19 protein-coding genes are annotated in these 19,529 nt (G+C 70.1%); 2 read left to right on the forward strand and 17 right to left on the reverse strand.

Annotation, left to right across the window (positions count from 1 at the left end; genetic code table 11):
- Positions 1-72: 72 nt before the first annotated feature.
- The 8 genes from BJ991_RS01215 to BJ991_RS01250 form a co-directional block, all read right to left on the reverse strand.
- Positions 73-1,035, reverse strand: a complete 963-nt coding sequence (locus BJ991_RS01215; RefSeq protein ID WP_179486748.1) for a fumarylacetoacetate hydrolase family protein — start codon at positions 1,033-1,035, stop codon at positions 73-75.
- On the reverse strand, positions 1,032-2,060 hold the full coding sequence (locus BJ991_RS01220) for an amidohydrolase family protein (RefSeq protein WP_179486750.1): 1,029 nt from the start codon (positions 2,058-2,060) through the stop codon (positions 1,032-1,034). The genes BJ991_RS01215 and BJ991_RS01220 overlap by 4 nt, the downstream gene beginning before the upstream one ends.
- On the reverse strand, positions 2,057-3,190 hold the full coding sequence (locus tag BJ991_RS01225; RefSeq protein WP_179486752.1) for an FAD-dependent monooxygenase: 1,134 nt from the start codon (positions 3,188-3,190) through the stop codon (positions 2,057-2,059). Before BJ991_RS01225 ends, BJ991_RS01220 begins: the two co-directional genes overlap by 4 nt.
- A 38-nt stretch (positions 3,191-3,228) precedes the next feature.
- Positions 3,229-4,221, reverse strand: coding sequence for a cyclase family protein (locus tag BJ991_RS01230; protein ID WP_179486754.1), 993 nt, complete (start codon positions 4,219-4,221; stop codon positions 3,229-3,231).
- Complete coding sequence (locus tag BJ991_RS01235) at positions 4,218-5,192, reverse strand: fumarylacetoacetate hydrolase family protein (RefSeq protein ID WP_179486756.1); 975 nt, start codon at positions 5,190-5,192, stop codon at positions 4,218-4,220. The genes BJ991_RS01230 and BJ991_RS01235 overlap by 4 nt, the downstream gene beginning before the upstream one ends.
- 78 nt (positions 5,193-5,270) lie before the next feature.
- On the reverse strand, positions 5,271-6,290 hold the full coding sequence (locus BJ991_RS01240) for a VOC family protein (protein ID WP_179486758.1): 1,020 nt from the start codon (positions 6,288-6,290) through the stop codon (positions 5,271-5,273).
- A 106-nt stretch (positions 6,291-6,396) separates the two neighbouring features.
- Positions 6,397-7,167, reverse strand: coding sequence for a hypothetical protein (locus tag BJ991_RS01245; protein WP_179486760.1), 771 nt, complete (start codon positions 7,165-7,167; stop codon positions 6,397-6,399).
- Positions 7,164-8,195, reverse strand: coding sequence for a Gfo/Idh/MocA family protein (locus BJ991_RS01250; protein ID WP_179486762.1), 1,032 nt, complete (start codon positions 8,193-8,195; stop codon positions 7,164-7,166). The genes BJ991_RS01245 and BJ991_RS01250 overlap by 4 nt, the downstream gene beginning before the upstream one ends.
- A gap of 107 nt (positions 8,196-8,302) precedes the next feature.
- On the opposite strand from BJ991_RS01250, the gene BJ991_RS01255 reads away from it, so the two are divergent.
- Both BJ991_RS01255 and BJ991_RS01260 read left to right on the forward strand, forming a co-directional pair.
- A complete protein-coding gene (locus tag BJ991_RS01255) occupies positions 8,303-9,571 on the forward strand; it encodes an ROK family protein (protein ID WP_179486764.1) in 1,269 nt (422 codons plus the stop codon).
- A gap of 51 nt (positions 9,572-9,622) precedes the next feature.
- Positions 9,623-11,074 carry a sugar phosphate isomerase/epimerase gene (locus BJ991_RS01260; protein ID WP_246300998.1) on the forward strand — a complete coding sequence of 484 codons (1,452 nt, stop codon included), beginning with the start codon at positions 9,623-9,625 and terminating at the stop codon, positions 11,072-11,074.
- Between the two features lie 17 nt (positions 11,075-11,091).
- Here BJ991_RS01260 and BJ991_RS01265 read toward each other — a convergent pair whose 3' ends face one another.
- From BJ991_RS01265 to BJ991_RS01305, 9 genes are all read right to left on the reverse strand, one after another.
- The gene (locus BJ991_RS01265) at positions 11,092-12,249 is read right to left on the reverse strand and encodes a Gfo/Idh/MocA family protein (protein ID WP_179492371.1); all 1,158 of its coding nucleotides are present in this window, start codon (positions 12,247-12,249) and stop codon (positions 11,092-11,094) included.
- Between the two features lie 83 nt (positions 12,250-12,332).
- Complete coding sequence (locus BJ991_RS01270; RefSeq protein WP_179486766.1) at positions 12,333-13,202, reverse strand: ThuA domain-containing protein; 870 nt, start codon at positions 13,200-13,202, stop codon at positions 12,333-12,335.
- Between the two features lie 19 nt (positions 13,203-13,221).
- The gene (locus tag BJ991_RS01275) at positions 13,222-13,638 is read right to left on the reverse strand and encodes a C-glycoside deglycosidase beta subunit domain-containing protein (RefSeq protein WP_179486768.1); all 417 of its coding nucleotides are present in this window, start codon (positions 13,636-13,638) and stop codon (positions 13,222-13,224) included.
- Between the two features lie 9 nt (positions 13,639-13,647).
- The gene (locus tag BJ991_RS01280; protein WP_179486770.1) at positions 13,648-14,430 is read right to left on the reverse strand and encodes a nuclear transport factor 2 family protein; all 783 of its coding nucleotides are present in this window, start codon (positions 14,428-14,430) and stop codon (positions 13,648-13,650) included.
- Positions 14,431-14,450: 20 nt separating this feature from the next.
- Positions 14,451-15,485 (reverse strand): sugar phosphate isomerase/epimerase family protein, encoded by a 1,035-nt coding sequence (locus BJ991_RS01285; protein ID WP_179486772.1) that lies wholly within the window; start codon positions 15,483-15,485, stop codon positions 14,451-14,453.
- A complete protein-coding gene (locus BJ991_RS01290; RefSeq protein WP_179486774.1) occupies positions 15,482-16,627 on the reverse strand; it encodes a sugar phosphate isomerase/epimerase family protein in 1,146 nt (381 codons plus the stop codon). Before BJ991_RS01290 ends, BJ991_RS01285 begins: the two co-directional genes overlap by 4 nt.
- On the reverse strand, positions 16,624-17,031 hold the full coding sequence (locus BJ991_RS01295; RefSeq protein ID WP_179486776.1) for a C-glycoside deglycosidase beta subunit domain-containing protein: 408 nt from the start codon (positions 17,029-17,031) through the stop codon (positions 16,624-16,626). The genes BJ991_RS01290 and BJ991_RS01295 overlap by 4 nt, the downstream gene beginning before the upstream one ends.
- 30 nt (positions 17,032-17,061) lie before the next feature.
- Entirely contained in the window at positions 17,062-18,615 is a 1,554-nt protein-coding gene (locus BJ991_RS01300) for a GMC oxidoreductase (protein ID WP_179486778.1), read from the reverse strand.
- Positions 18,612-19,406, reverse strand: coding sequence for a TIM barrel protein (locus BJ991_RS01305; protein WP_179486780.1), 795 nt, complete (start codon positions 19,404-19,406; stop codon positions 18,612-18,614). Before BJ991_RS01305 ends, BJ991_RS01300 begins: the two co-directional genes overlap by 4 nt.
- Between the last annotated feature and the right edge of the window lie 123 nt (positions 19,407-19,529).

Here is a 19,529-nt window from a genome sequence, read left to right on the forward strand (position 1 = left end):
TGTCCCGACGTCAGTGTCGATTCTAAACTTTCTTTCGACGTTTTTCAACCAAAGTCCGGACGTCGTCGGACATCAGCGGTGGCGGGTCCGCGGACGGGCTCGCGCAGGCGGCAGCTCGGGCGCCGGCACGGCCGGCCCGACCGTCCCCACGAGGTCGCCGATGCCCTCGACCGTCATGCGCACCTGGTCGCCCTCACGCAGGGGCGGGAGCGTCGACCCGCGCCCCCACAGCTCTCCGAGGCATCCGCCGTTGCCGACCGTCCCGCTGCCGAGCACATCGCCCGGCACGACACGCGCGTTGCGCGACGCGTACGCCACGAGCTCGGGGAAGGGCCACCCCATGTTCGACACGAGGTCCTCTCCGACGAGCTCGCTGTTGATGCGCACCTCCGCGCGGATCGCGAGGAACCCCTCATCGTCGAGGTACGGCTCGAGCTCGTCGGCAGTCACGATCCACGGGCCGAGGCTCGTGCCGAAGTCCTTGCCCTTCGCCGGGCCGAGCCGCACCTTCATCTCGCGGGCCTGGAGGTCGCGCGCCGACCAGTCGTTCATGATCGTGTACCCGAAGATGCTCGACGCCGCGGCATCCGCCGTCAGGTTCGTGCCGCCCGGCCCGCCCACCACGACGGCGACTTCGAGCTCGAAGTCGAGCCGCTGCGTGACCGGCGGGCTCACGGCGTCGCCGGGCCCGAGGATCGTGTGCGGGTTGGTGAAGTAGAAGGTCGGCGCCTCGTACCACTCGGGCGCGACGTGGCTCTTGCCCTCGACTCCCGCGCTGACCCCCTCGACGTGCTCCTCGAACGCGACGAAGTCGCGGACCGATGCGGGGACCACCGGCGCGAGCAGCCGCACGTCGCCGAGCGGAGCTCCCGCGTCAGCTGCGACGCGCTCGAACGCCGCCTTCGCTGCATCCAGCCCACCGGCGAGGATGTCGGCGACCGTCAGCCCGTCGGGAAACGGCACGACCCCGTCCTCGACGACGAACCCCTCCCCGACCTGCGAGTCGCCGGGGGTCTCCCACCTCGCGATCCTCATGCGTGCACCCGCTCTCGCAGGAGCGCCTCGGCATTGCCCGAGAGGATGCGCTCGGTGAGCTCGTCCGGAAGACCGACCCCGCGCACGAACGCGACCGGGTCGTCGAGTCCCATGTCGAACGGGAAGTCGCTCCCGAGCAGCACCTGGGACGCGCCCGCGACCTCGACGAGGTGACGCAGCGCGACGGGGTCATGCACGACCGTGTCGTACCAGAGCTTGCGCAGATACGTCGACGGCAGGTGGGCGCACCGCTGCGCCTCGGGGCGCACGCGCCACGCGCGATCCGATCTTCCGATCGCGAACGGCAGGTAGCCGCCGCCGTGCGCCGCGACGATCTTGAGCCCCGGATGCCGGTCCAGCACGCCCGAGAAGATGAGGTGCGACAGGGCGACGGCGTTCTCGGTCGGCTGCCCGACCGTGTTCGACAGGTAGAACCGGTCGAGGCGCTCGTCGAGGCTGCATCCGAACGGATGCAGGAACACGATCGCGCCGAGCGCCTCGGCCCGCGCCCAGAAGGGCTCGAGTCGCTCATCCGACAGCTCGACGTCGCCCGCGAACGACGAGATCTCGACGCCCGCGAGCCCGCGCCCGAGCACGGCGTCGTCGAGGCACTCTACGAGGCGCGACGGATGCTGCAGCGGCACGAGCCCGAGACCCGTGAGACGGTCGGGGGCCTGTGCGACGTGCTCCGCGATGAGGCGATTCGCCTCCATCGCGACCCAAACGCCGAGGCCTTCCGGCGCCCACGGGTAGAAGTGGTTCGGAGACGCGCTGACCCACTGCCGGTCGATGCCCTGCGCGTCCATCGCGACGAGGCGCTCGGCGATCGACGTCAGCTTCGGGATGCGCTCCCCCACCATCCGCCCCGACACGGCCTGGCTCTCGGCGCCGTTGCGCCGCAGCTCCAGCGCCGCGGCCTCCTGGACGAGGTCGGGCACGCGCGCCTCGACCTCGGCCTGCAGCGACGGCATGAGCAGGTGCGCGTGGACGTCGGTGACGGGCGTCTCGATGCTCGCCTCGCTCATGCGGGCTGCGCCATCTGCTGCGCGATGCCGAAGATCAGGCCGCCGGCGTCCGCGTCGCGGTTGCCGTCGATCTGCCACTGTCCGAGCTGGACGGATGCCTCGACGACCGCCTTCGCGCGCGGCAGACGGCGTGCGTGGAACGCGTCCCACAGCTCCTGCCCGAGCGACTCGGACTGCACCAGCAGCTCCGTCAGCACGAGGGCGTCCTCGAGGCCCTGCGCGGCGCCCTGCGCGATCGTCGGGGGGCAGCTGTGCGCGGCGTCGCCGATCACGACCACGCGGCCGCGGTTCCACGGCGCGTCGACGAGGTGCTGCGTGAACCACGTGTAGTTCGCGTGCGCACCGCGCTCGAGGTCGGCGCGGATGCTGTTCCACGGCCCGTCGTACGCGCGCGACTCCTCGAGCATGATGCGGGTCGCCTCTTCGTCGGAGACCCCCGAGCGGTCCTGCGCCTTCTCGACGAGGAACGCGTACATCGTGTCCTCGCCCGTCGGCGTGTAGCCCGCGATGTAGACCGGGCCGCCGTAGTAGAGCTCGCTGCGCACGACCTGGGCCGGACGCGAGACGAACGAGCGCCAGATGCCCATGCCCGTGGGCTGCGGCTTGGTCTCGATGCCGATCAGCTCGCGGACGGTCGAGTTGAGGCCGTCGGCGCCGATGAGGAGGTCGTACGTGCCGGCGGACTCGCCGTCGACGAGGACTTCGACACCGGCATCCGTCTGCTCGAGCCCCGTCACCGTCGCGCCGAAGCGGACATTGGCACCGGCCTTCTGCGCGTGCGCGAGAAGGATCCGGGCGAGCTCCGGGCGCGGCATGCCCATACCGGCCGGGTAGTCCGGTCCGCCCGTCTTGACGTCGGGAAGCTCCGCGACGATCGGCGCACCGGGGCCGGGCGCGCGCAGGTTGAGACCCTCGAAGGGGTAACCGGCGGCGCGGATGTCGTGCCACGCGCCGAGCGCGTCGAAGACGCGGAGCGCGTTGCCCTGCAGCGAGATGCCGGAGCCGAGCGCGGTGAGCTCGGGCTTGGCCTCGAAAAGGTCGACCTCGACACCGGCCTTCGCGAGCTGGATGGCGGCGGCCAGTCCCGCGACCCCGCTTCCGGCGATCGCGACCTTGCTGACTGCGGTCATTGTCAGAACCTCCCTGTTCTGTTCGTCCTGTTCGGGTGCTAGAGGATGGCGACGGGGTTGATCGGCGAGCCGACGGCGCCCGTGATGCGAAGCGGCGCGGCCGACAGCAGGAAGTCGTAGCGACCGGCCTCGGCGCACACCGCGGCGATCTCGTCGAGGTCCCACAGCTCGCCGATCGTGAGGCCCATGTTCGGGATCACGATCTGGTGCAAGGGCTGGAACGCCGGCACGTCGAACTCGTTCGGGCGCACCTCGAAGCCCCACGTGTCGGTCGCGATCGCGGCGATCTCGGTGCGGTGCAGCCATCCGGCCGTCGTGAGGCTGAGCCCGGGAGCCGGTCCGCCCGCGTAGTCGCCCCACCCGTCCCGTCGGGTGCGGGTGAGCTGGCCCGTGCGCACGAGCACGATGTCGCCGGGGCCCACGGGCGAGCCCTGGGCCGCGATGGTCGCGTCGAGGTCGGCCGCCGTGATGGCGTACCCGTCCTCGAGCTCGCCCGTCTCGGGGCGCAGGTGCCGCGCGACGTCCAGCAGAACGCCGCGCGAGACGATGACGGATGCCGCGTGCTCGATGCCCGTGACCTGGTCACCCTCGCTCGTGACGACCTCGCCCGCGCGCCGCCCGTTCCACGCGTTGCCGTGATCGAAGATGTGGCCGAGACCATCCCACTGCGTCGAGCACTGCAGAGGCATTGAGATGTAGTCATCGGCGCCGCCGATCCCGTGGGGGAAGCCCTGGTTGCCGCGCTCGGCATCCGTCCCCGTGTCGGTCATGAGGTGGACGGGGTTCGTGCGGCGCCGCCACCCCTTCTGCGGGCCGTTCGTGTCGAACGACTGCGAGAGCGACACGACACGCCCCTCGCGCACGAGGCCCGCAGCCTCGACGCGCTTGGCGGCGTCGATGAAGTTGAGGGTGCCGAGCCGGTCGTCGTCGCCCCAGCGGCCCCAGTTGCGATACGCCTCGGCGCGCGCGGCGATCTCGGCCTTGGGGTTCTGCCGATCGAGGTCGGCGGGGTTCTCGGATGGGTGGCTCATGCTCGTGATCCCCCTTCGGCGACGCAGCGCACGACCTGGGTGCCGAGGCCCTCGATCGTCCCCGTCATGACGTCGCCGTCGCGGAGGAACCGCCTCCAGTGCTGGCCGTTCCCGGGAGGGCTGCCCGTCAGGAGCAGGTCACCCGGCAGCAGCGGCGCGGTCTGCGACGCGGCCGAGATGAGCGCGGGGATGTCGAAGAGCAGGTCGCTCGTCGAACCGTTCTGCATCGTCTGGCCGTTGAGGTCGAGGCGCACGGTCACGTTCGAGCCGTCGACGAACGGAGCCGGCACGAGGAACGGCCCCGTCGGAAGGAAGCCGGGCGCGTTCTTCGCGCGGTACCAGTCGGTGCCGATCTCCTTCATGTCCTTGCGGAAGACGCGGTCGCGCGTCGTGATGTCGTTGACGATCGTGTACCCCGCGATGTGGTCGAGGGCGTCCTCGCGCGAGACGCGGAACGCCTCCGAGCCGATCACGACGGCCAGCTCGAGCTCCCAGTCGTGCACGTCGCTGTAACCCGGCAGCACGAGCGGCACGTCGTCGCCGACGATGACCGTCGGCAGGCCGATGAAGAAGTACGGCTCGCCGTGGGTGGCGCGATCGTCCATCATCTTCGCGGCGAAGGCGCGGGCCTCCTCGGGCGTGCGGGTGTCGTCCTGCGTGAGCCCCGCCACGACGAGCTCGATGACGTGCTCGCGGTAGTTGGCGCCGGCCTGCAGCACCTGGCGCGGCTCGACGGGCGCGGTCAGCACGACCTCGCCGAGCGGCATCCACCCGTCCGACGAGTCCGCGAGGGCCTCCAGGCGGTGCCAGTCGGCGCGGGCGAGGAATCCGTTCAGATCGGGTGCGCCGAGCTCTTCCGGCGTGAGGGGACGGATGCGGTCGCCCGCGACCAGTCCGAGACGCACGGAATCGCCGTCGCGGTAGCACGCGAGGGCGAAGGGGGCGGTCAGTCCCTCTGACGTCGTCGTCATGTGTTCTCCGAGTCCATGTTCGCCACGTGGTGCGAGGGCGGGGACGTCCCTGACGAAGCGTCCCCACCCCCGAGCCTGTCAGCCCTGGCCGTGCTTGGCGTAGGGATTGATGAGGGCGGCCCGGATCTCCTCCGGCACACCCTCCTCCGTCGCCGAAGGCCCGTCGGCCGCCGGGAACGACTCCGTCATCGACATGGGCATGGCGCTGTTGCGGTAGAAGTTGTTCGACCCCTGGGACGGCTTCCATGTCTGCGCCTCCCAGTCGGGCACGTAGTTGCGGTAACCGCCCGTGTTGAGCTCGACGCGCAGCGAGGAGGGCTCGCGGTAGTAGAGGAAGTTCTGCTCGCCGATGCCGTGGATCGAGGGACCGTACTCGATCGGGTAGCCGTTCTCGATGAGCACGTCGGCGGCGATGAGCAGTTCCTCGCGCGTGTCGACCCAGAACGCGTAGTGGTTGACGCGGCCCGCGCGGCTCGAGCCGTCGAGCACGACACCGAGGTCGTGCGACTTCTCGTTCGTCGTGAGCACCGAGAAGACCGAGATCGGCGCCTCGTCGAGGACGGTGCGCGCCATGAAGCGGAAGCCGAGCACGTCGACGTACCACTTGACGAACGCGTCGACGTCGCTCGTCGCGACCGTGACGTGGTCGAGCTGACGCGGAGCGCCCGCGACCTTGCTGCGGCGCGACGGGCGGTCGGGGTAGGTTGAGGCGGCGTCGCCCTCGGTGTCCTTGTGGCGCGTGACGTCCCAGTGGAGCGTCAGCGTGTGGCCCCACGGGCCCGTGAAGCGGTACGCCCGGCCGATCTTGTGGACGTCGACCCACTCGCCCTGGACGCCCGCGGCCTCGATCCGCTTCGCCGCCTCCTCGAGCGCCTCGGGGCTCGTCGTGCGCCACGCGGCCGTGTCGAGCGAGGGCTCGTCGCCAGGCAGCACGACGAGGCTGTACGAGTAGTAGTCGCCCCAGCAGCGCAGGTAGACGGCGCCGTCCACGCGGTCGACGACGTTGAGGCCGACCTGGTTGACGTAGAAGTCGACGGATGCCTCGACGTCCGGTGACGTGATCGCCACATATGACAGATGCGAGAGCAGCTTGATCATCTTCGATCCCTTTCGGTGAGTCTTCGGGGTGACCCCGTCATCCACTTTGGTCTGAGATCGGCATATCAGGGAATGGCATATCGCCTATCCCTCGAATCGACACCGTTTATGAATCGGATGCGGCGCGCACCGTGCGCGCGACGTCCTCGTCGTGGCCCAGCTCGCCGAGGTCGGGTGGAGTCGTTCCGAACGTGACAGCCTCGATCGCGCGGCGCAGCGCCAGACGCTCGGGACGCTCGAAGCGGGTCGGCGCGATGCGGCGGGCCGCGGCATCCGTCACCGTCACGATCATCTGGTGGTCGCCGCCGTCGACCTCGACGATCGTGTCGCCGAGAGCCGTCATGCGGATCCGACCGTCGGGCGGAGCGCCGGCCTGCGTCGCCGCCATGAGAGACACCGGAACTCCGGACGCCGACTCGAGCAGGGCGAGCTCGCGGCCCGACGCGAACGACGCCGTGCGCACCGCCAGCGTGTCGCCGGCCGCCGCGCGCGCCCAGGCGATCGCGTCGCGGAGCGCGGACGACAGCGGCGACGCGTGGCATTCGACGACGATGACATCGGGCGAGCGGGTCGCCGCCAGGGTCTCCACGACGTGCTGGGCCGAGTCGGACCGCAGGAGCGGGCGTTCGACGGTGACGGGGCGACCCACGGCGAGGAGAGCGTCGAGGCGATCGACCGGCACGTTCTCGGGCCGCGACACGACGACGCCGAGGGCGCCGTCCGCGAGCGCCGCCCCGGCGCGGTGCCACCACGCGTCGGTGCCCGCGACGACCGCGATCGCGTCGCGCGGCGACTCGGTGAGCCGCGCGCTCCGAGGGAGCTCGGCCACCGCGACGCGGTATGCGTCGACGGACGTCCATACGCCGGTGGCGTTCATGCCGCCTCCCCCGCGAGCGCCGCGGCGTCCTTCGCGAGCCGAAGGCTGTAGCGCACGTCGTCGAGGAGTTCGTCGTATTCGACGGGGATGCCGCTCGCGAGCACCTCGGCGAGGGCGCGCCACTCGGCGACATAGCCGTCGTCGACGGAGCGCGAGTAGGTCGTGTCGCGGCCGTTGCTCGCTCGCACGCGGACGGTCGCACTACCGGCGTGCACGAAAGCCGGCGGGAAGGTGACGTCGAGGCGGTCGCGCGTCGTGGTGACCGTGACGCGCCACAGGGCATCCGCCCCCTCGCCGCGCATCACCGTCGTGAACTGCACGGGGATGCCGCTCGCGACGAACCCCGCGGCGAAGCCGATCGGGGGGACGGCACGCGCGAAGACGACGCGCTCGAGTCGCGGCGCGAGGTCGCGCACGAGGGGCAGGTCGTGGATCGCGAGGCCCGCGATGAGCTGACGCACCACGCCCGCGGCGACCTCGGGACGCGAGAGGTCCGGCGCGGGGCGCGCGACGGGGCGCGTCTCGAACTCGGTCACCGCGTCGTGGTATCGCGTGTTCGGCGGGAGGGAGAGGGTCACCGAGATCGAGATGACGGGACCCCCGGAGCTCTGCAGGTGGTGTCGCGCCCGACCCCACGCCGGGTCGTAGAAGTGGTTCGTCCCGACGATGAGCGGCACCCCCGCCCTGCGGCAGGCCTCGACGGCCTCCTCCGCCTCGGCGATCGTCGTGCCGAGAGGCTTCTCGCAGAAGATCGCCCGCTTGCCCGCCGCGACGCTCGCGACGATCTGGCGTGCGTGCTCGGTGGGCGGGGTGCAGATCGCGACGATCTCGACGTCCGGGTCGGCGAGGAGATCGTCGATCCCGGTCGAAGCGCGGATGCCGAGCTGTGCAGCAAGGCCGTCGGCACGGCCGCTCCCGGCGTCGCTGATGTGCACGACGCGGAAGTCCTCCGTCAGTCGTGCGAGCGTCGGCAGATGGAGCGCCGCAACCCCGGGTCCTGCCCCGATGACGCCGACACCGTGAGGCATCCTCGCCCTCCTATTCTTTAGCGGAAAGCGTACATAAGTCTTCCGGTGTTTGACCATAGATGTGCGAAATCGGCCACTTGAGGCGGGTAGTTGTGTCAGAATCTGCTATGGCCAAAGAGTCGACGTTGCGGTTCGGCGCACAGACCGACGAAGTCACGAGCCTGTTGCGCATCGTCAACATGGTGCGCACGCACGAAGCCTCCACCCGGCCCGAAATCGGCCGCTCAACGGGTCTCGGACGCGGAGTCGTGACGCAGCGGGTCGACCAGGCGATCGCGATGGGCTTCCTCGAGGACGGTGACTTCGGACCCTCATCGGGCGGGCGCGCCCCCCGTACCCTGCGCTTCCGGAGCGAGCGTGGCCGCATCATCGTGTGCGCACTCGGGGCGCTGCACATCCACGTCGGCATCGCGCTCCTCAAAGGAGACGTCATCGACGACGCGCACGGCGCATGGGACATCGCACGCGGCCCCGCCGAGACGCTCGACACGGCGATGGGCATGATCGACGACCTCCTCGCCCGGACACCCGACGTTCCCGTCTGGGGCGTCGCGGTCGGCGTTCCCGGGCCCGTGGACTTCGCGACGGGCCGGCCGGTGGCGCCGCCGATCATGCCCGGGTGGAACGGCTTCGAGGTCCGCCGCAAGTTCGAACAGCGCTACGGCGCCCCCGTGTGGGTCGACAACGACGTGAACCTGCTCGCCCTCAACGAGCGCGCACGCCAGGGCGACGACCACGTGGACCTCATCTACTGCAAGATCGGCACCGGCATCGGTGCGGGGCTCCTCTCGCAGGGGCGTCTGCACCGGGGCGCCAACGGCGCGGCCGGTGACATCGGTCACGTGCGCGTCCGCGACTCCGACGTCCCATGCCGCTGCGGAAAGCTCGGATGCCTCGAGGCTGTCGCCGGCGGTTGGGCCCTCGTGCGCGATGCCGAGCGGGCGATCGCCGAGGGCGCGACGGGCTATCTCGCCCGCGCCGTGGCGGACGGCGAGACGCTCACGCCCGAGGAGATCTCGAAGGCGGCGGAGGACGGCGACGCCGTCGCGATCGCGCTCGTGCAGCGCTCGGCCCGTGTCGTGGGCGAGTCGATCGCGGGGCTCGTCAACATGTTCAATCCGAGCACGATCGTCGTGGGCGGTGCGGTGCCGTCGGCCGGCGAGATCTTCCTCGCCGAGGTGCGACAGCGCGTGTACGAGCTGTCCCTCCCGCTCGCCACGCGCGACCTCACGATCATCCAGTCGGCGAACGACATCCGCGAGCCCCTCCGCGGTGGCGCGGAGATGGTGCGCGAGCAGCTGTTCGACGCGACGTTCCCGCGCTGGTTCGCGGAAGGCCGACCCACGATCGAGTCCATCTTCGAACCGGCCGAGTGAGGGCTTCGCTCTTATTCCGCAGATCGACAAAAGCGTGTAGCTTCCTGTCTCATGCTGCCGGTCCTGCTCCCCGATTCCCTCGCGCAGCGCGACGACGGCTTCGCTCTCCGCATCGCGCTCCCGTGGATCCGCTCGCTTCCGCTCGCGAGCGTCACGGACCTCGCGGTGTCGATCGACGGCGATCCCGTCGACGTGGTCGTCGCGCTCGGCGGGGAGCGCGTGGCGCCCGCGGCCCTCGTGCATGAGCCGGGATGGTGGTTCCTCCAGGACCGGCTGACGCTGGAAGGACGACGGGTGCTCCGCCCCGGCGTCCACGACGTGTCGGTGTCGTTCCACCTCGCCGTGCCCTACCTGCAGGCAGGCCCGGCGGGGCCCCTGACGCTTCCGTTCCGGGCCGATGCGTCGCTCGAGCTGCGGGACGCGGCATCCGTCTCGTCTTCCGCGCCTGTCCGCGAGACGGGATCGTCCGTCGCCGTCCGCGACCGCGCGCGCGACCCGTACCTGGTCGAACCCGGCGGCTGGACCCTCGGTGCGAGCGCCTTCAACTGGACGCCTAAGGTCATCCGCGCGGAGCGCCCGGCATCCGACATCGTTCTCGGCATCGTGGAGGACGACGTCGCCTCGACGATCGAGATCGAGCCGGGGCAGCTGTGGCGCTCATTCCCCGAGCCGACGGATGCCGACGTCGACACGTTTCGGGAACGCCTCGAGGCGGTGGGCGGCCGCGTGAGCATCGTCGGGGGCAGCCTCGACGATTGGGCGCTTCCCGCGCGCCGGCGCTCCGACGACGAGCGCCTCGACTTCTTCGTGCCGCAACTGCGCGCGGCCACACGACTCGGGGCCACCGGTGTGCGCGTGCCGTTCGGGCAAGCCGATTCCGAGCTCCTCCGACGTGTGCAGCCGGTGCTCGCCGAGCTCGACCTCGTCCTCTACGAGGAGATCCAGGGGCAGCAGACGCTCGATGTGCCGGCCGTCGCCGAAGCGTTCGAGACGCTCCGTGACCTCGACGATCCGCGCGTTCGCGTGCTCATCGACATCAGCCTGCTCATGCCGTCGCTTCCGCCGACCTACCTCGCCGAGCTGCGGCGCGCGGGCCTCGACGGCGGTCTCGTCGATCGCCTCGAACGCGAGTGGCGCTCCCCTGAGACGCATGCGGCGGTCCTCGCGGCGCTTCGCGAGGGCGCCGTCCCGCCCGCCGCGCACACGCTGGTCATGGACCTCGTCGTGCGCTTCGGGCGGTCGTCGGTCGACGACCTCGAACCGCTGCTCCCCTTCACGCACGCGGTCCACCTGAAGTTCTGGGATCTCGACGACACGGATGGCCGCGTCTCCCAGCCCATCGCCGACATCGGCGCGGCACTCCGCCGCGTCGGCTTCACCGGCTCCCTCACGAGCGAGTGGGGCGGGCACGAATGGCTGCCCGACGACCCCGCGACCATGACCCGCGCGCACCTCGCGCTCGCGCGCGAGGCGCTGGCCGCAGCATCCGTCACGGCGCGCTGAAGGCGAACGTCTGCCTCCTATCGGGTCGCGCGCGCGTCCAGTCGCACCCAGATCGAGTCGTTCGCCGAACTCTCCTCCACGGCCGCGAGCACGCGCTGCACGCCGAGGCCGTCGGCGAAGGTGGGGTGCGGGTCGGTCCCGGCGATGATGCCCTCGACGAGATCCTTGGCCTGGTGGACGAAGCCGTGCTCATACCCGAGCATGTGCCCGGCCGGCCACCACGCCGACACGTACGGGTGAGCACCCTCCGTCACGAGGATCTTCGTGAATCCCTGCCGGTCACCCGGGGCCGTGCGGTCGTAGAACTGCAGCGTGTTGAGGTCCTCCAGCTCGAACGCGAGCGCGCCCTGGTCGCCGGAGACCTCGATCGTGAGCCCGTTCTTCCGGCCGGTCGCGAACCGCGTCGCCTCGAACGACGCGAGCGCGCCGCTCTCGAGCCGTCCGGTGAAGACGGCGACGTCGTCGACGGTCACCTCGCCGTACCCCTCGGCCGCCGTGCCCGCGAGGCCGGACCCGGACCCGAGCAGCGGGCGCTCCTTCACGATCGTGTCGACCGTCCCCGAGACGGCGGCGACGGACTGACCCGTGACGAACTGGGTCATGTCGATGATGTGCGCACCGATATCGCCCAACGCACCCGAACCCGCGCGCTCCTTCTGCAGGCGCCACGCCAACGGCATCTGCGGGTCGACCAGCCAGTCCTGCCGGTACGCGGCGCGCACCTGCTGCACCGTGCCGATGGCGCCCTGCGCGATGAGGTCGCGCATGAACGTCACCGCCGGCACCCGGCGATAGGTGAAGCCGACGACAGCGCGCTGCCCGCGCCCACGGGCGCGCCCCGCGGCATCCGCCATCGCCTCCGCCTCGGCCACCGTGTTCGCGAGCGGCTTCTCGCACAGCACGTGCTTGCCTGCCTCCAGCGCCGCGATCGCGATCTCGGCGTGCGAATCACCCGGCGTCACGATGTCGACGATGTCGATGTCGTCGCGGGCGACCACCTCGCGCCAGTCGGTGGCCGACTCGGCCCACCCCCAGTGCGCGGCGGCCTCGGCGACGGCATCCGCATTCCGTCCGACGACCACCGTCATCTCGACGTCGGCCGGAAGGTCGAACACGGCCGGCGCCTGCCGCCATCCGACCGAATGGGCGGCTCCCATGAAGCCGTGTCCGATCATGGCGACACGGAGCGTGGCCCTCCCGGGCAGGTCGTCAGCTGTCAACGTCGTTTCCTCTCACTTCGGGTGGGGCCGTGCGCGGGTCAGCCTTCGCGGTTGTAGTACGGCCAGGGCAGGAACCTGCGTTCGCCGCGGCGGTCGGGGCCGGTGAGCGTCACCTCGCCGGTCGCCGCCCACTCGACGCCGCGGGGGAACATCCGGATGAACTCGATGCGCCGGAACGTGTCGATGTCGTGTCCGATCGTGATCGTGAACGAGCGGCCTTCGCCGTACTCGTTGATCCACGCGATCGGCTGGTCCGTGTTCATGCCCGGCAGCGCCGCCAGACCCTCCTCGGGAATGGCGACCGGGTAGTGCGACATCGGCCACATCGGCGCGTTCTCGTACGACTCGAGGTCGTCGAACGTCGTGAGCAGCACCTGTGCGCCGTCGAGGATCTCGACACCGGTGAGGATGTCGTCGCCGGTCACGGTCCAGCGGGCGCTGATCCCCTCGGTGATCGGATGCCGCGGCTCGACGGTGTCGAGCTGGGCCTCGCCCCACGGCCGTGGCCTGAGCCCGCCTGCGACGGTCATGCGCGAGCCGCGCATGATGTTGTACTCGTCCGGATGGCCCCAGTCGTCCTCCTGCGCGGCGGAGCCATGGAACCACACGATGCCCTTGCCCTCGTCGTGCACGAAGCGCAGGAGCGCGGCATCCGTCTCGGCTCCGAACCCGACCGCCTTGTCGAAGTATCCGTCGCGACCCTCGAAGACGACGATGACGACGTCGTACTTGTCGATCACAGCGGCGCCGAGCCCGCGCGGATCCTCCACGACCCGCACACGGAACCGGCCCGTGTCTTCGAGCAGCGTCGTGATCCACTGGTTGTGCTGACGGAAGCTGCGGAACTCGTTGTCGTGCTCGCGGGTCATGTGGCCCGAGAGGATGAGGACGTCGAGGCGATCGCTCATGGCGCCGTCACACCGCCCGTCATGCGAGCACGACCTCTCGCTCGACCGGCACGCGGTTGGTGACGTACCGGCCGGGACCGCCGTCGAGTCCCGGCATGATCTGCATGTAGAGCAGGCGCATCGTGAGGACGACCTCGACGGTCAGCTTCTCGCCCGGCTCGGGCACCGGGTCGAGCGGAATCACGATGTCGGGCCGGTCGGCGACGTACCACAGCGTGTCGTACTGGTCCGGCAGCTCCTCGATGCGGTAGCTGCGCCCCTCGAGCTCGAACCGCAGCGACTCCTTCGGGATCTCGACGCCGTTGACGGATGCCGCGACGTCGTCGACCGCCGAGAGCCACAGGCTCCGGTACCACGGCAGCTGCACCGAGACGGCGATGCCGCCGTCGACGCGACGGACGTCCTTCTCGGAGAACAGGGAGTTGTGGGTTGCCATGGCGGTTCCTTACGCGAAGGTGTCGATGAAGTGCTCGTGCGGCACCGGCGGGACCGGCTCGAGCTTCTGCACCGTCTCGGGGCTGTAGGGGTGGTTCGTCGACGGCACGGGCGCATCTGCCGGCGGCATGAACACGGGCTTGCCGTCTTCGCCGAAGTACATGAGGTCCAGGTCGAACGCACCCTGGTTCTTCCGGCCGAAGCTCACCCAGTTCTCCTCGAAGGGAGCGCGCGCGAGCTCGTAGCAGCGGAACTTCCAGATCTTCCACTCGCCGTCCTGCTTGAGGAAGTCGATGCCGTACTTGCACCAGACCCAGTGCGCCCACACCTTCTTGCCGAGCACCTCCTGCGGCGAATACATGTCGGGGAACTCCTTCGCCACCTCAGGGTCGGTGAGCCCGGACTCCGTCCCCGCCATGAGCCACACGCCCTTCGCCGTCTCGCCGTCTGCGGCGACTTCGATGACGGGCGTCGTCGTGGCGTGGAGGATGAGCTTGCCCGCCGGCGCAGGGCGGCCGCGGTGGTATGCGGTGACGCTCTCCCACGTCGTGTACACGCCGGCGTTGGTGTAGCGGGCGCGGATGCCCTCCGTGCCCTCCTTCACCCACAGCGGGATGATCTGCTCGTCCTGGAACGCGTTGTGCAGGTACATGTAGCGGTTGAAGAGGTTCTCGATCCTGCCGCGGTCTTCGGCCCGCTCCGCGAGCCGTCGAGTTTCGGCGACCTCCTCGCGCAGGCGCGCGACCTCTGCGGCGAGCTCTGCGACGGATGCCTCGGCGACGCTGTCGGACATGGGTCTGCTCCTTTTCCCGCTCAGGCCGGCTGGCGCTGGGCGACGGTGTCTTCGATCGCACGCCGCATGAGCGCGTGCTGCTTCTTCACGAGGTCGATCGGATCCGCCTCGCCGAGGTCGAGGAAGGCGTGGCCCTCCCACTCGCTCGAGAGGTAGCCGACGTACCCGCCCTCGACGAACTGCTTCACGATGCGCGGGATGTCCATCGCGGGCTCTTCGCCGTCCGGGCCGATGTCGTAGAACTTCGCGTGCACGTGGAAGATCTGCGGCATGATGTCGAGCCACTCCTCCGGCGGCACGAGTCCGTGCATGTTGAACGCGAGGCGCGTGAACGGGCCGAACCGCAGCGGGTCCACGCCTTCGCTCACGAGATAGTCCTCGAACTTCTGGTTTCGCACGTGCATCGGAGTGGGCTCGTGCCAGATCTCCTCCATGACGGGGATGTGCTTGTCATCGAGGCCCATCGCTTTCAGCTGCGTGATGAGCCGCGGCGACAGCGAGTACATCGTCGACGAGAAGTCGGCGGTGAAGCCGAGCCGGTCGCTGCCGAGCTCCTCGTAGAGCTCGCGGATCTCGACGACCTTGGGGTCGTTGGGACCCTGCGGAGCGTGGATCTCGTACCCGAGGCGCTGATCGTACTTCTCCGCGAGCGGAAGGAGTCTGCGCAGCAGCTCCTTGCCCGCCGAGCGGATGACGATGCGCGTGAAGCCCAGCGTGTGCGCCGTCGTGAGCTGCCGGGCGAGGAAGTCGTGCTCCTCGTCGGGCATCATGTCGCGGTCCTTGCGACGGCCCATGTCGAGGTTCGTGCCGATCGCGCTCGCTTCGAGACCGTACTTCTCGAGGGAGTCGAACCACAGCTTCGTGAACTCGTCGTCGACGTCGGGATACGTGCGCAGCAGCTGCGCGATGTTGAACTCGACGCCGGGGCCGATCCCGTTCTCGGCGACCGCGGCGATGAGCGTCTCGGGGGTGTAGACCCCGGCCGCGAACTCGCTCGTCATCGAGTAGAGGGTAGTGCCCAGCTTGATGCCGGTGCCCGCGATTCCGTCGCTCATGCGTTCACTCCTTCGGTCCGGGGCAGCCAGGCTGCGAGCTGCTCGCGTGCGGTCGCGGCATCCGTCACCATGCGCGAGCCGGCCGCCTCGGCGGCCGAACGCTGCACGGCCTGCTCGGCCGCGATGATCTCGAACGGGCTCTGCCAGTGGTTCCAGTGCCAGCCCTCGTACTCGCTCGAGATGGCGCCGGAGTAGGCGTTCTCGACGAGCAGGCGGATGAGGTCGCGCACGGGCACCGACGGCTCTTCGCCGTTCTCGTCGATGCCGAAGAACTTGCCGTGCACGTGCTTGATCCAGGGGAAGATCTCGAGCCAGTCGTCGATGCGCGCCGGGCCGAAGAGGCCGGTGCCGTTGATCCCGAAGTCGATGCCGAGGTCGGGACGCCCGTACTGCGCCGCGAGGCCGATGAAGCGACCGAACCGCTGACCGTGCTCCGCCTGGTCGGCGGGCGGCCCCTGCTCGTAGAACTCGTTCCACAGGTCGTTGATCGCGGTCAGCAGCTCCTCGGATGCGCCGCGACGGCGATAGGCCTCGATGAGCGACGGCGCGAAGCCGGAGACGGTCGCGCCCCAGTCCATCGTGAAGCCGAGGAAGGGCGAGCCGACCTTCTCGTAGCGGTCGCGCAGCGCGAGGATGCGCGGGTGCGACGCGTACTGGTCGGCGTGCACCTCGAGCGCGAGCGTCACGCCGTACTTCTCCGCGACGGGAGCGAGCGCCTCCATCGAGTCGGGCGAGATCGAGATCTGCACGCGCGCGATCGGGAACCCGAGCTTCGCCGCCGCCTCGATCTGGCGCCGCATGTACTCGATGAGCTCCTCCTGCGTGAGCAGGCGATCGCGGTGGATGCCGATGTCGGCGTTGATCGCGAGCGACGTCGTGACGAGGTTCGTCTCGGCGATGAGCTCGCGGAACCGGGCGGCGTACGCGTCGTCGATCGCGGGGAATCCGCGGAAGCTCGAGAAGCCGATGACCTCGAGGCCGGGGCCGTAGCCCTCGGCCGCGACCTTGCGGATGAGGCCCTCGAGGTCGTACTCGCGGCCGTGGAACGCGCGCGTGAAACTGTAGAGCGTCACACCCTGGATCGGAGCGCCGATCGGTGCCTGAGCCTGTCCCCCGGGTCCCTGAGCCTGTCGAAGGGTCATGCCGCCACCGCCTTTCGGACGGTCATCGTCTTGGCGTCGCGCTCCTCGATGTGGAGCACCTCGCCGTCGCCGATGACGATGTAGGGGATGTAGAGCACGAGCGAGACCTCGACCCGGTGCTCAGCGTCGTCGTCGGCGACCGGGATGTCGCCCGACAGCACGGCGGAGTCGGTCGGGAACCACCACTCCTCGGTGTTCGGCATGAGCTCGTCGAACGTGAAGGTGCGGCCGTTCATCTCCCACCGGAGCGACTCGGCGGGCGCCTCGACGCCGTCGACGGCGAGCGTCGCGCCGGCGATGCAGGACGCCGGCAGCGCCCGGTACCACGGCAGGCGCACCTCGACCGCGGCGCGCGTGCCGTCGGTCGTGAGCGTGCCCTGCTCGATGATGCGATCGGGGATCACGAGTCCTCCTTGACTACTTATTACGCGTTTCTACACTCTAATGTCAGAATTCGACGAAAGCAACGGTCCGCGCCGGTCCAGCTCGGCAGCGACGCGCCGCGCGCCACGCACCGCGAGCGCGACCGCGGTCAGCGTCGGATTGCACGCGGTCGCGGTGGGGATGACCCCGTTCCCCGCGACGAACAGGCCAGGCACGCCCCACACCTCGCTGTCGGGCCCGCACACGCTGCGCCCGTCGTCGACCTCGCCCATGCGCGTCGTGCCCTGGTAGTGCAGGGACGCGCCGAGGGGCATCGTGAACGGGCGGTCGCCGATCGGCTCGCCGATGGCGTTCGCAAGGCGCACGATCTCCTCGCGTGCGCGCTCGAGCACCGCGCGATCACGCTCGGTCAGCCGGTAGCGCACGCGCATCGCGGGCATTCCGTACGGATCGAGGTCCTCCGTGAACTCGACGCGGTCGTCCCACTGGAGGTCTTTGGCGCAGAAGAGGCCGAGCCCCACGATCGACCCCGGGATCACCGGATCGTCGTCGGCGAGCGGGACGGGCGAAGCGTCCAGCTGCATGATCTGCCCGTGGAAGGGCAGATCGTCGGCGAAGGGGACCCACGTGACCCCGCTCTGCTCGCTGAGGGCGCCCGCTGCCGCGACCTGGTCCTCGGCGGGCGGCTCGATCCCGCGCAGCCGGGCCGCGTAGACGACCTGCGACTGGTCGTTGAGGGTGCGCCCGAGGGCGTCGGGGCGGATGCCGGAGGCCCACAGCACCTGCGGAGTGCGCAGCGCGTCCGCCGCGACGACCACGAAGCGCGCGCGCACTTCCTGCGTCTCCCCCGTCGACAGATCGCGCACGGTGACGCCGGCCGCGCGACCGTCCTCGACGATCACGCGCGTGACGAGCGAATCGTCGTACAGCGAGAAGTTCGGGTTGGCGCGCGTGACGTCGCCCAGCACGACGTCCGAGCCCGACCACACGAGGCGGCCGTCCTCGCGCCGATGCACGGCGAGGGGCATCCGCTGCACGCGCGCCTTCTCGGGCCGCCCGTCGTCGACGGCCGCCGCCAGCCGCTCGCGCACGAGCTCCGTGAAAGGAGCCGCGTCGAACGCGTCCGTCGTCACACCGAGCAGCCGATCGGACTCGTCGAGCAGCTCGTCGAGGTCGGGGAGGAAGTCGATGCGCTCGCTCCCGCCTGGTCGCGGGCACGCACCCGTCCAGTGCGCCGCCATGCCGCCGACGTTGCTCGAGAAGGCCGCGACGGGCAGGCCGTCCTCGCCCTCCACCTGATACCCGTCGGCGAGGAGAAACGTGCCGGGCCGCGCGCGACGCTCGCCCGCCTTCACCGCGCCGGGGTTGTCGAACTTCGCCTGACCCGCACCTGGGCCCTCCGACCGGCGCTGCGCCGCGGCGCGCACGTCGGGGTCCACGATGTTCTTGACGTGGGAGCCCGCGGGATCCGACACCGTCGGCCCCACCTCGAACATCGCGACGACGGCATCCGGCACGCGCTCGCTCAGGATGCGCGCGTACGCCGCGCCCGTCGGGCCGCTCCCGACGATCGCGACGTCGACCCCGGCCGGGTAGCGGCTCATGCCGACGCCGCCACTTCGCGGATGAGGGCCACGGATGCCCCGGACTCCTGCGTCGGGTAGTACTCGAGCCCGATCGGGCCGTCGTAACCGCTGGAGCGGAGGATCCCGAGCCGCTCGACCCAGTCGAGCGAGCCGGACCCGGGTTCGCCTCGACCCGGGGCATCCGCGAGCTGGACGTACTTGATGAGGTCGCCCGCATCGGCGAGCTCGGCGGCCATGTCCTCGCCCTCGACGGCCGAGTGGTAGATGTCGTAGAGCACGCCGAAGAAGGGCGAGTCGACGCCGCGTGCGACGTACGCCGCCTCCGACGTGCGGTCGAGGAGCGAACCGGGGTGGTCGACCCGGATGTTGACCGGCTCGAGGACGAGCGTGATGCCCGAGCCGTCGATCTGCGCGATCGCCTTCTGGTAGATCTCGATGAGCTTGTCGAGCTGGACCTGGCGCTTCCACCCGCCGAAGCCCGTGCCGCTGCCGACGACGATGCGCGGACAGCCCAGCTCGTGCGCGATCGCCACCCCTTCGTCGAGCTTGCGGTAGAACTCGGAGTGGTCCCACGGCGGGATCATGAACTGCGTGCGCGGCTCCGACAGCTGCGCCGTGAGCTGCGTGCCGGTCTCCTCGAGCGCGGCCTTGAGCGCGGGGATGTCCTTCGGCTGGGCCGGGGCGTCGACGCCCGTCGGCCCCCACATCTCGACGGCGTCGAAGCCGGCCGCCGCCGCCGCGCGGACCCGGTCGTGGTAGTCGCCTGCCTCGGTGAAGAGCAGTTCGATGTTCGGTGCGAGCTGGTACATGTGCCTTCTTTCCAGTCCGTGGGCCCGCAAGGGTCAGGTTTTCGGGTGGATGTGGGCGGCATGCACGGGAAGCCTGTCACTCCGCCGTGCTCGACGATCCGGCCGTCCTCGAATCGGTTCTCG

This window comes from Microbacterium immunditiarum (assembly GCF_013409785.1).
In the GTDB taxonomy this organism is placed as follows: domain Bacteria; phylum Actinomycetota; class Actinomycetes; order Actinomycetales; family Microbacteriaceae; genus Microbacterium; species Microbacterium immunditiarum.

What these genes read in the sequence shown, in the direction of transcription:
- BJ991_RS01250 (WP_179486762.1), bottom strand. Translation starts at nt 8,195, where the DNA reads ATGCCTCACGGTGTCGGCGTCATCGGGGCAGGACCCGGGGTTGCGGCG.
- BJ991_RS01215 (WP_179486748.1), bottom strand. Translation starts at nt 1,035, where the DNA reads ATGAGGATCGCGAGGTGGGAGACCCCCGGCGACTCGCAGGTCGGGGAG.
- BJ991_RS01300 (WP_179486778.1), bottom strand. Translation starts at nt 18,615, where the DNA reads ATGAGCCGCTACCCGGCCGGGGTCGACGTCGCGATCGTCGGGAGCGGC.
- BJ991_RS01305 (WP_179486780.1), bottom strand. Translation starts at nt 19,406, where the DNA reads ATGTACCAGCTCGCACCGAACATCGAACTGCTCTTCACCGAGGCAGGC.
- BJ991_RS01275 (WP_179486768.1), bottom strand. Translation starts at nt 13,638, where the DNA reads ATGGCAACCCACAACTCCCTGTTCTCCGAGAAGGACGTCCGTCGCGTC.
- BJ991_RS01240 (WP_179486758.1), bottom strand. Translation starts at nt 6,290, where the DNA reads ATGATCAAGCTGCTCTCGCATCTGTCATATGTGGCGATCACGTCACCG.
- BJ991_RS01265 (WP_179492371.1), bottom strand. Translation starts at nt 12,249, where the DNA reads ATGATCGGACACGGCTTCATGGGAGCCGCCCATTCGGTCGGATGGCGG.
- BJ991_RS01270 (WP_179486766.1), bottom strand. Translation starts at nt 13,202, where the DNA reads ATGAGCGATCGCCTCGACGTCCTCATCCTCTCGGGCCACATGACCCGC.
- BJ991_RS01225 (WP_179486752.1), bottom strand. Translation starts at nt 3,190, where the DNA reads ATGACCGCAGTCAGCAAGGTCGCGATCGCCGGAAGCGGGGTCGCGGGA.
- BJ991_RS01290 (WP_179486774.1), bottom strand. Translation starts at nt 16,627, where the DNA reads ATGACCCTTCGACAGGCTCAGGGACCCGGGGGACAGGCTCAGGCACCG.
- BJ991_RS01230 (WP_179486754.1), bottom strand. Translation starts at nt 4,221, where the DNA reads ATGAGCCACCCATCCGAGAACCCCGCCGACCTCGATCGGCAGAACCCC.
- BJ991_RS01235 (WP_179486756.1), bottom strand. Translation starts at nt 5,192, where the DNA reads ATGACGACGACGTCAGAGGGACTGACCGCCCCCTTCGCCCTCGCGTGC.
- BJ991_RS01220 (WP_179486750.1), bottom strand. Translation starts at nt 2,060, where the DNA reads ATGAGCGAGGCGAGCATCGAGACGCCCGTCACCGACGTCCACGCGCAC.
- BJ991_RS01255 (WP_179486764.1), top strand. Translation starts at nt 8,303, where the DNA reads ATGGCCAAAGAGTCGACGTTGCGGTTCGGCGCACAGACCGACGAAGTC.
- BJ991_RS01245 (WP_179486760.1), bottom strand. Translation starts at nt 7,167, where the DNA reads ATGAACGCCACCGGCGTATGGACGTCCGTCGACGCATACCGCGTCGCG.
- BJ991_RS01285 (WP_179486772.1), bottom strand. Translation starts at nt 15,485, where the DNA reads ATGAGCGACGGAATCGCGGGCACCGGCATCAAGCTGGGCACTACCCTC.
- BJ991_RS01280 (WP_179486770.1), bottom strand. Translation starts at nt 14,430, where the DNA reads ATGTCCGACAGCGTCGCCGAGGCATCCGTCGCAGAGCTCGCCGCAGAG.
- BJ991_RS01260 (WP_246300998.1), top strand. Translation starts at nt 9,623, where the DNA reads ATGCTGCCGGTCCTGCTCCCCGATTCCCTCGCGCAGCGCGACGACGGC.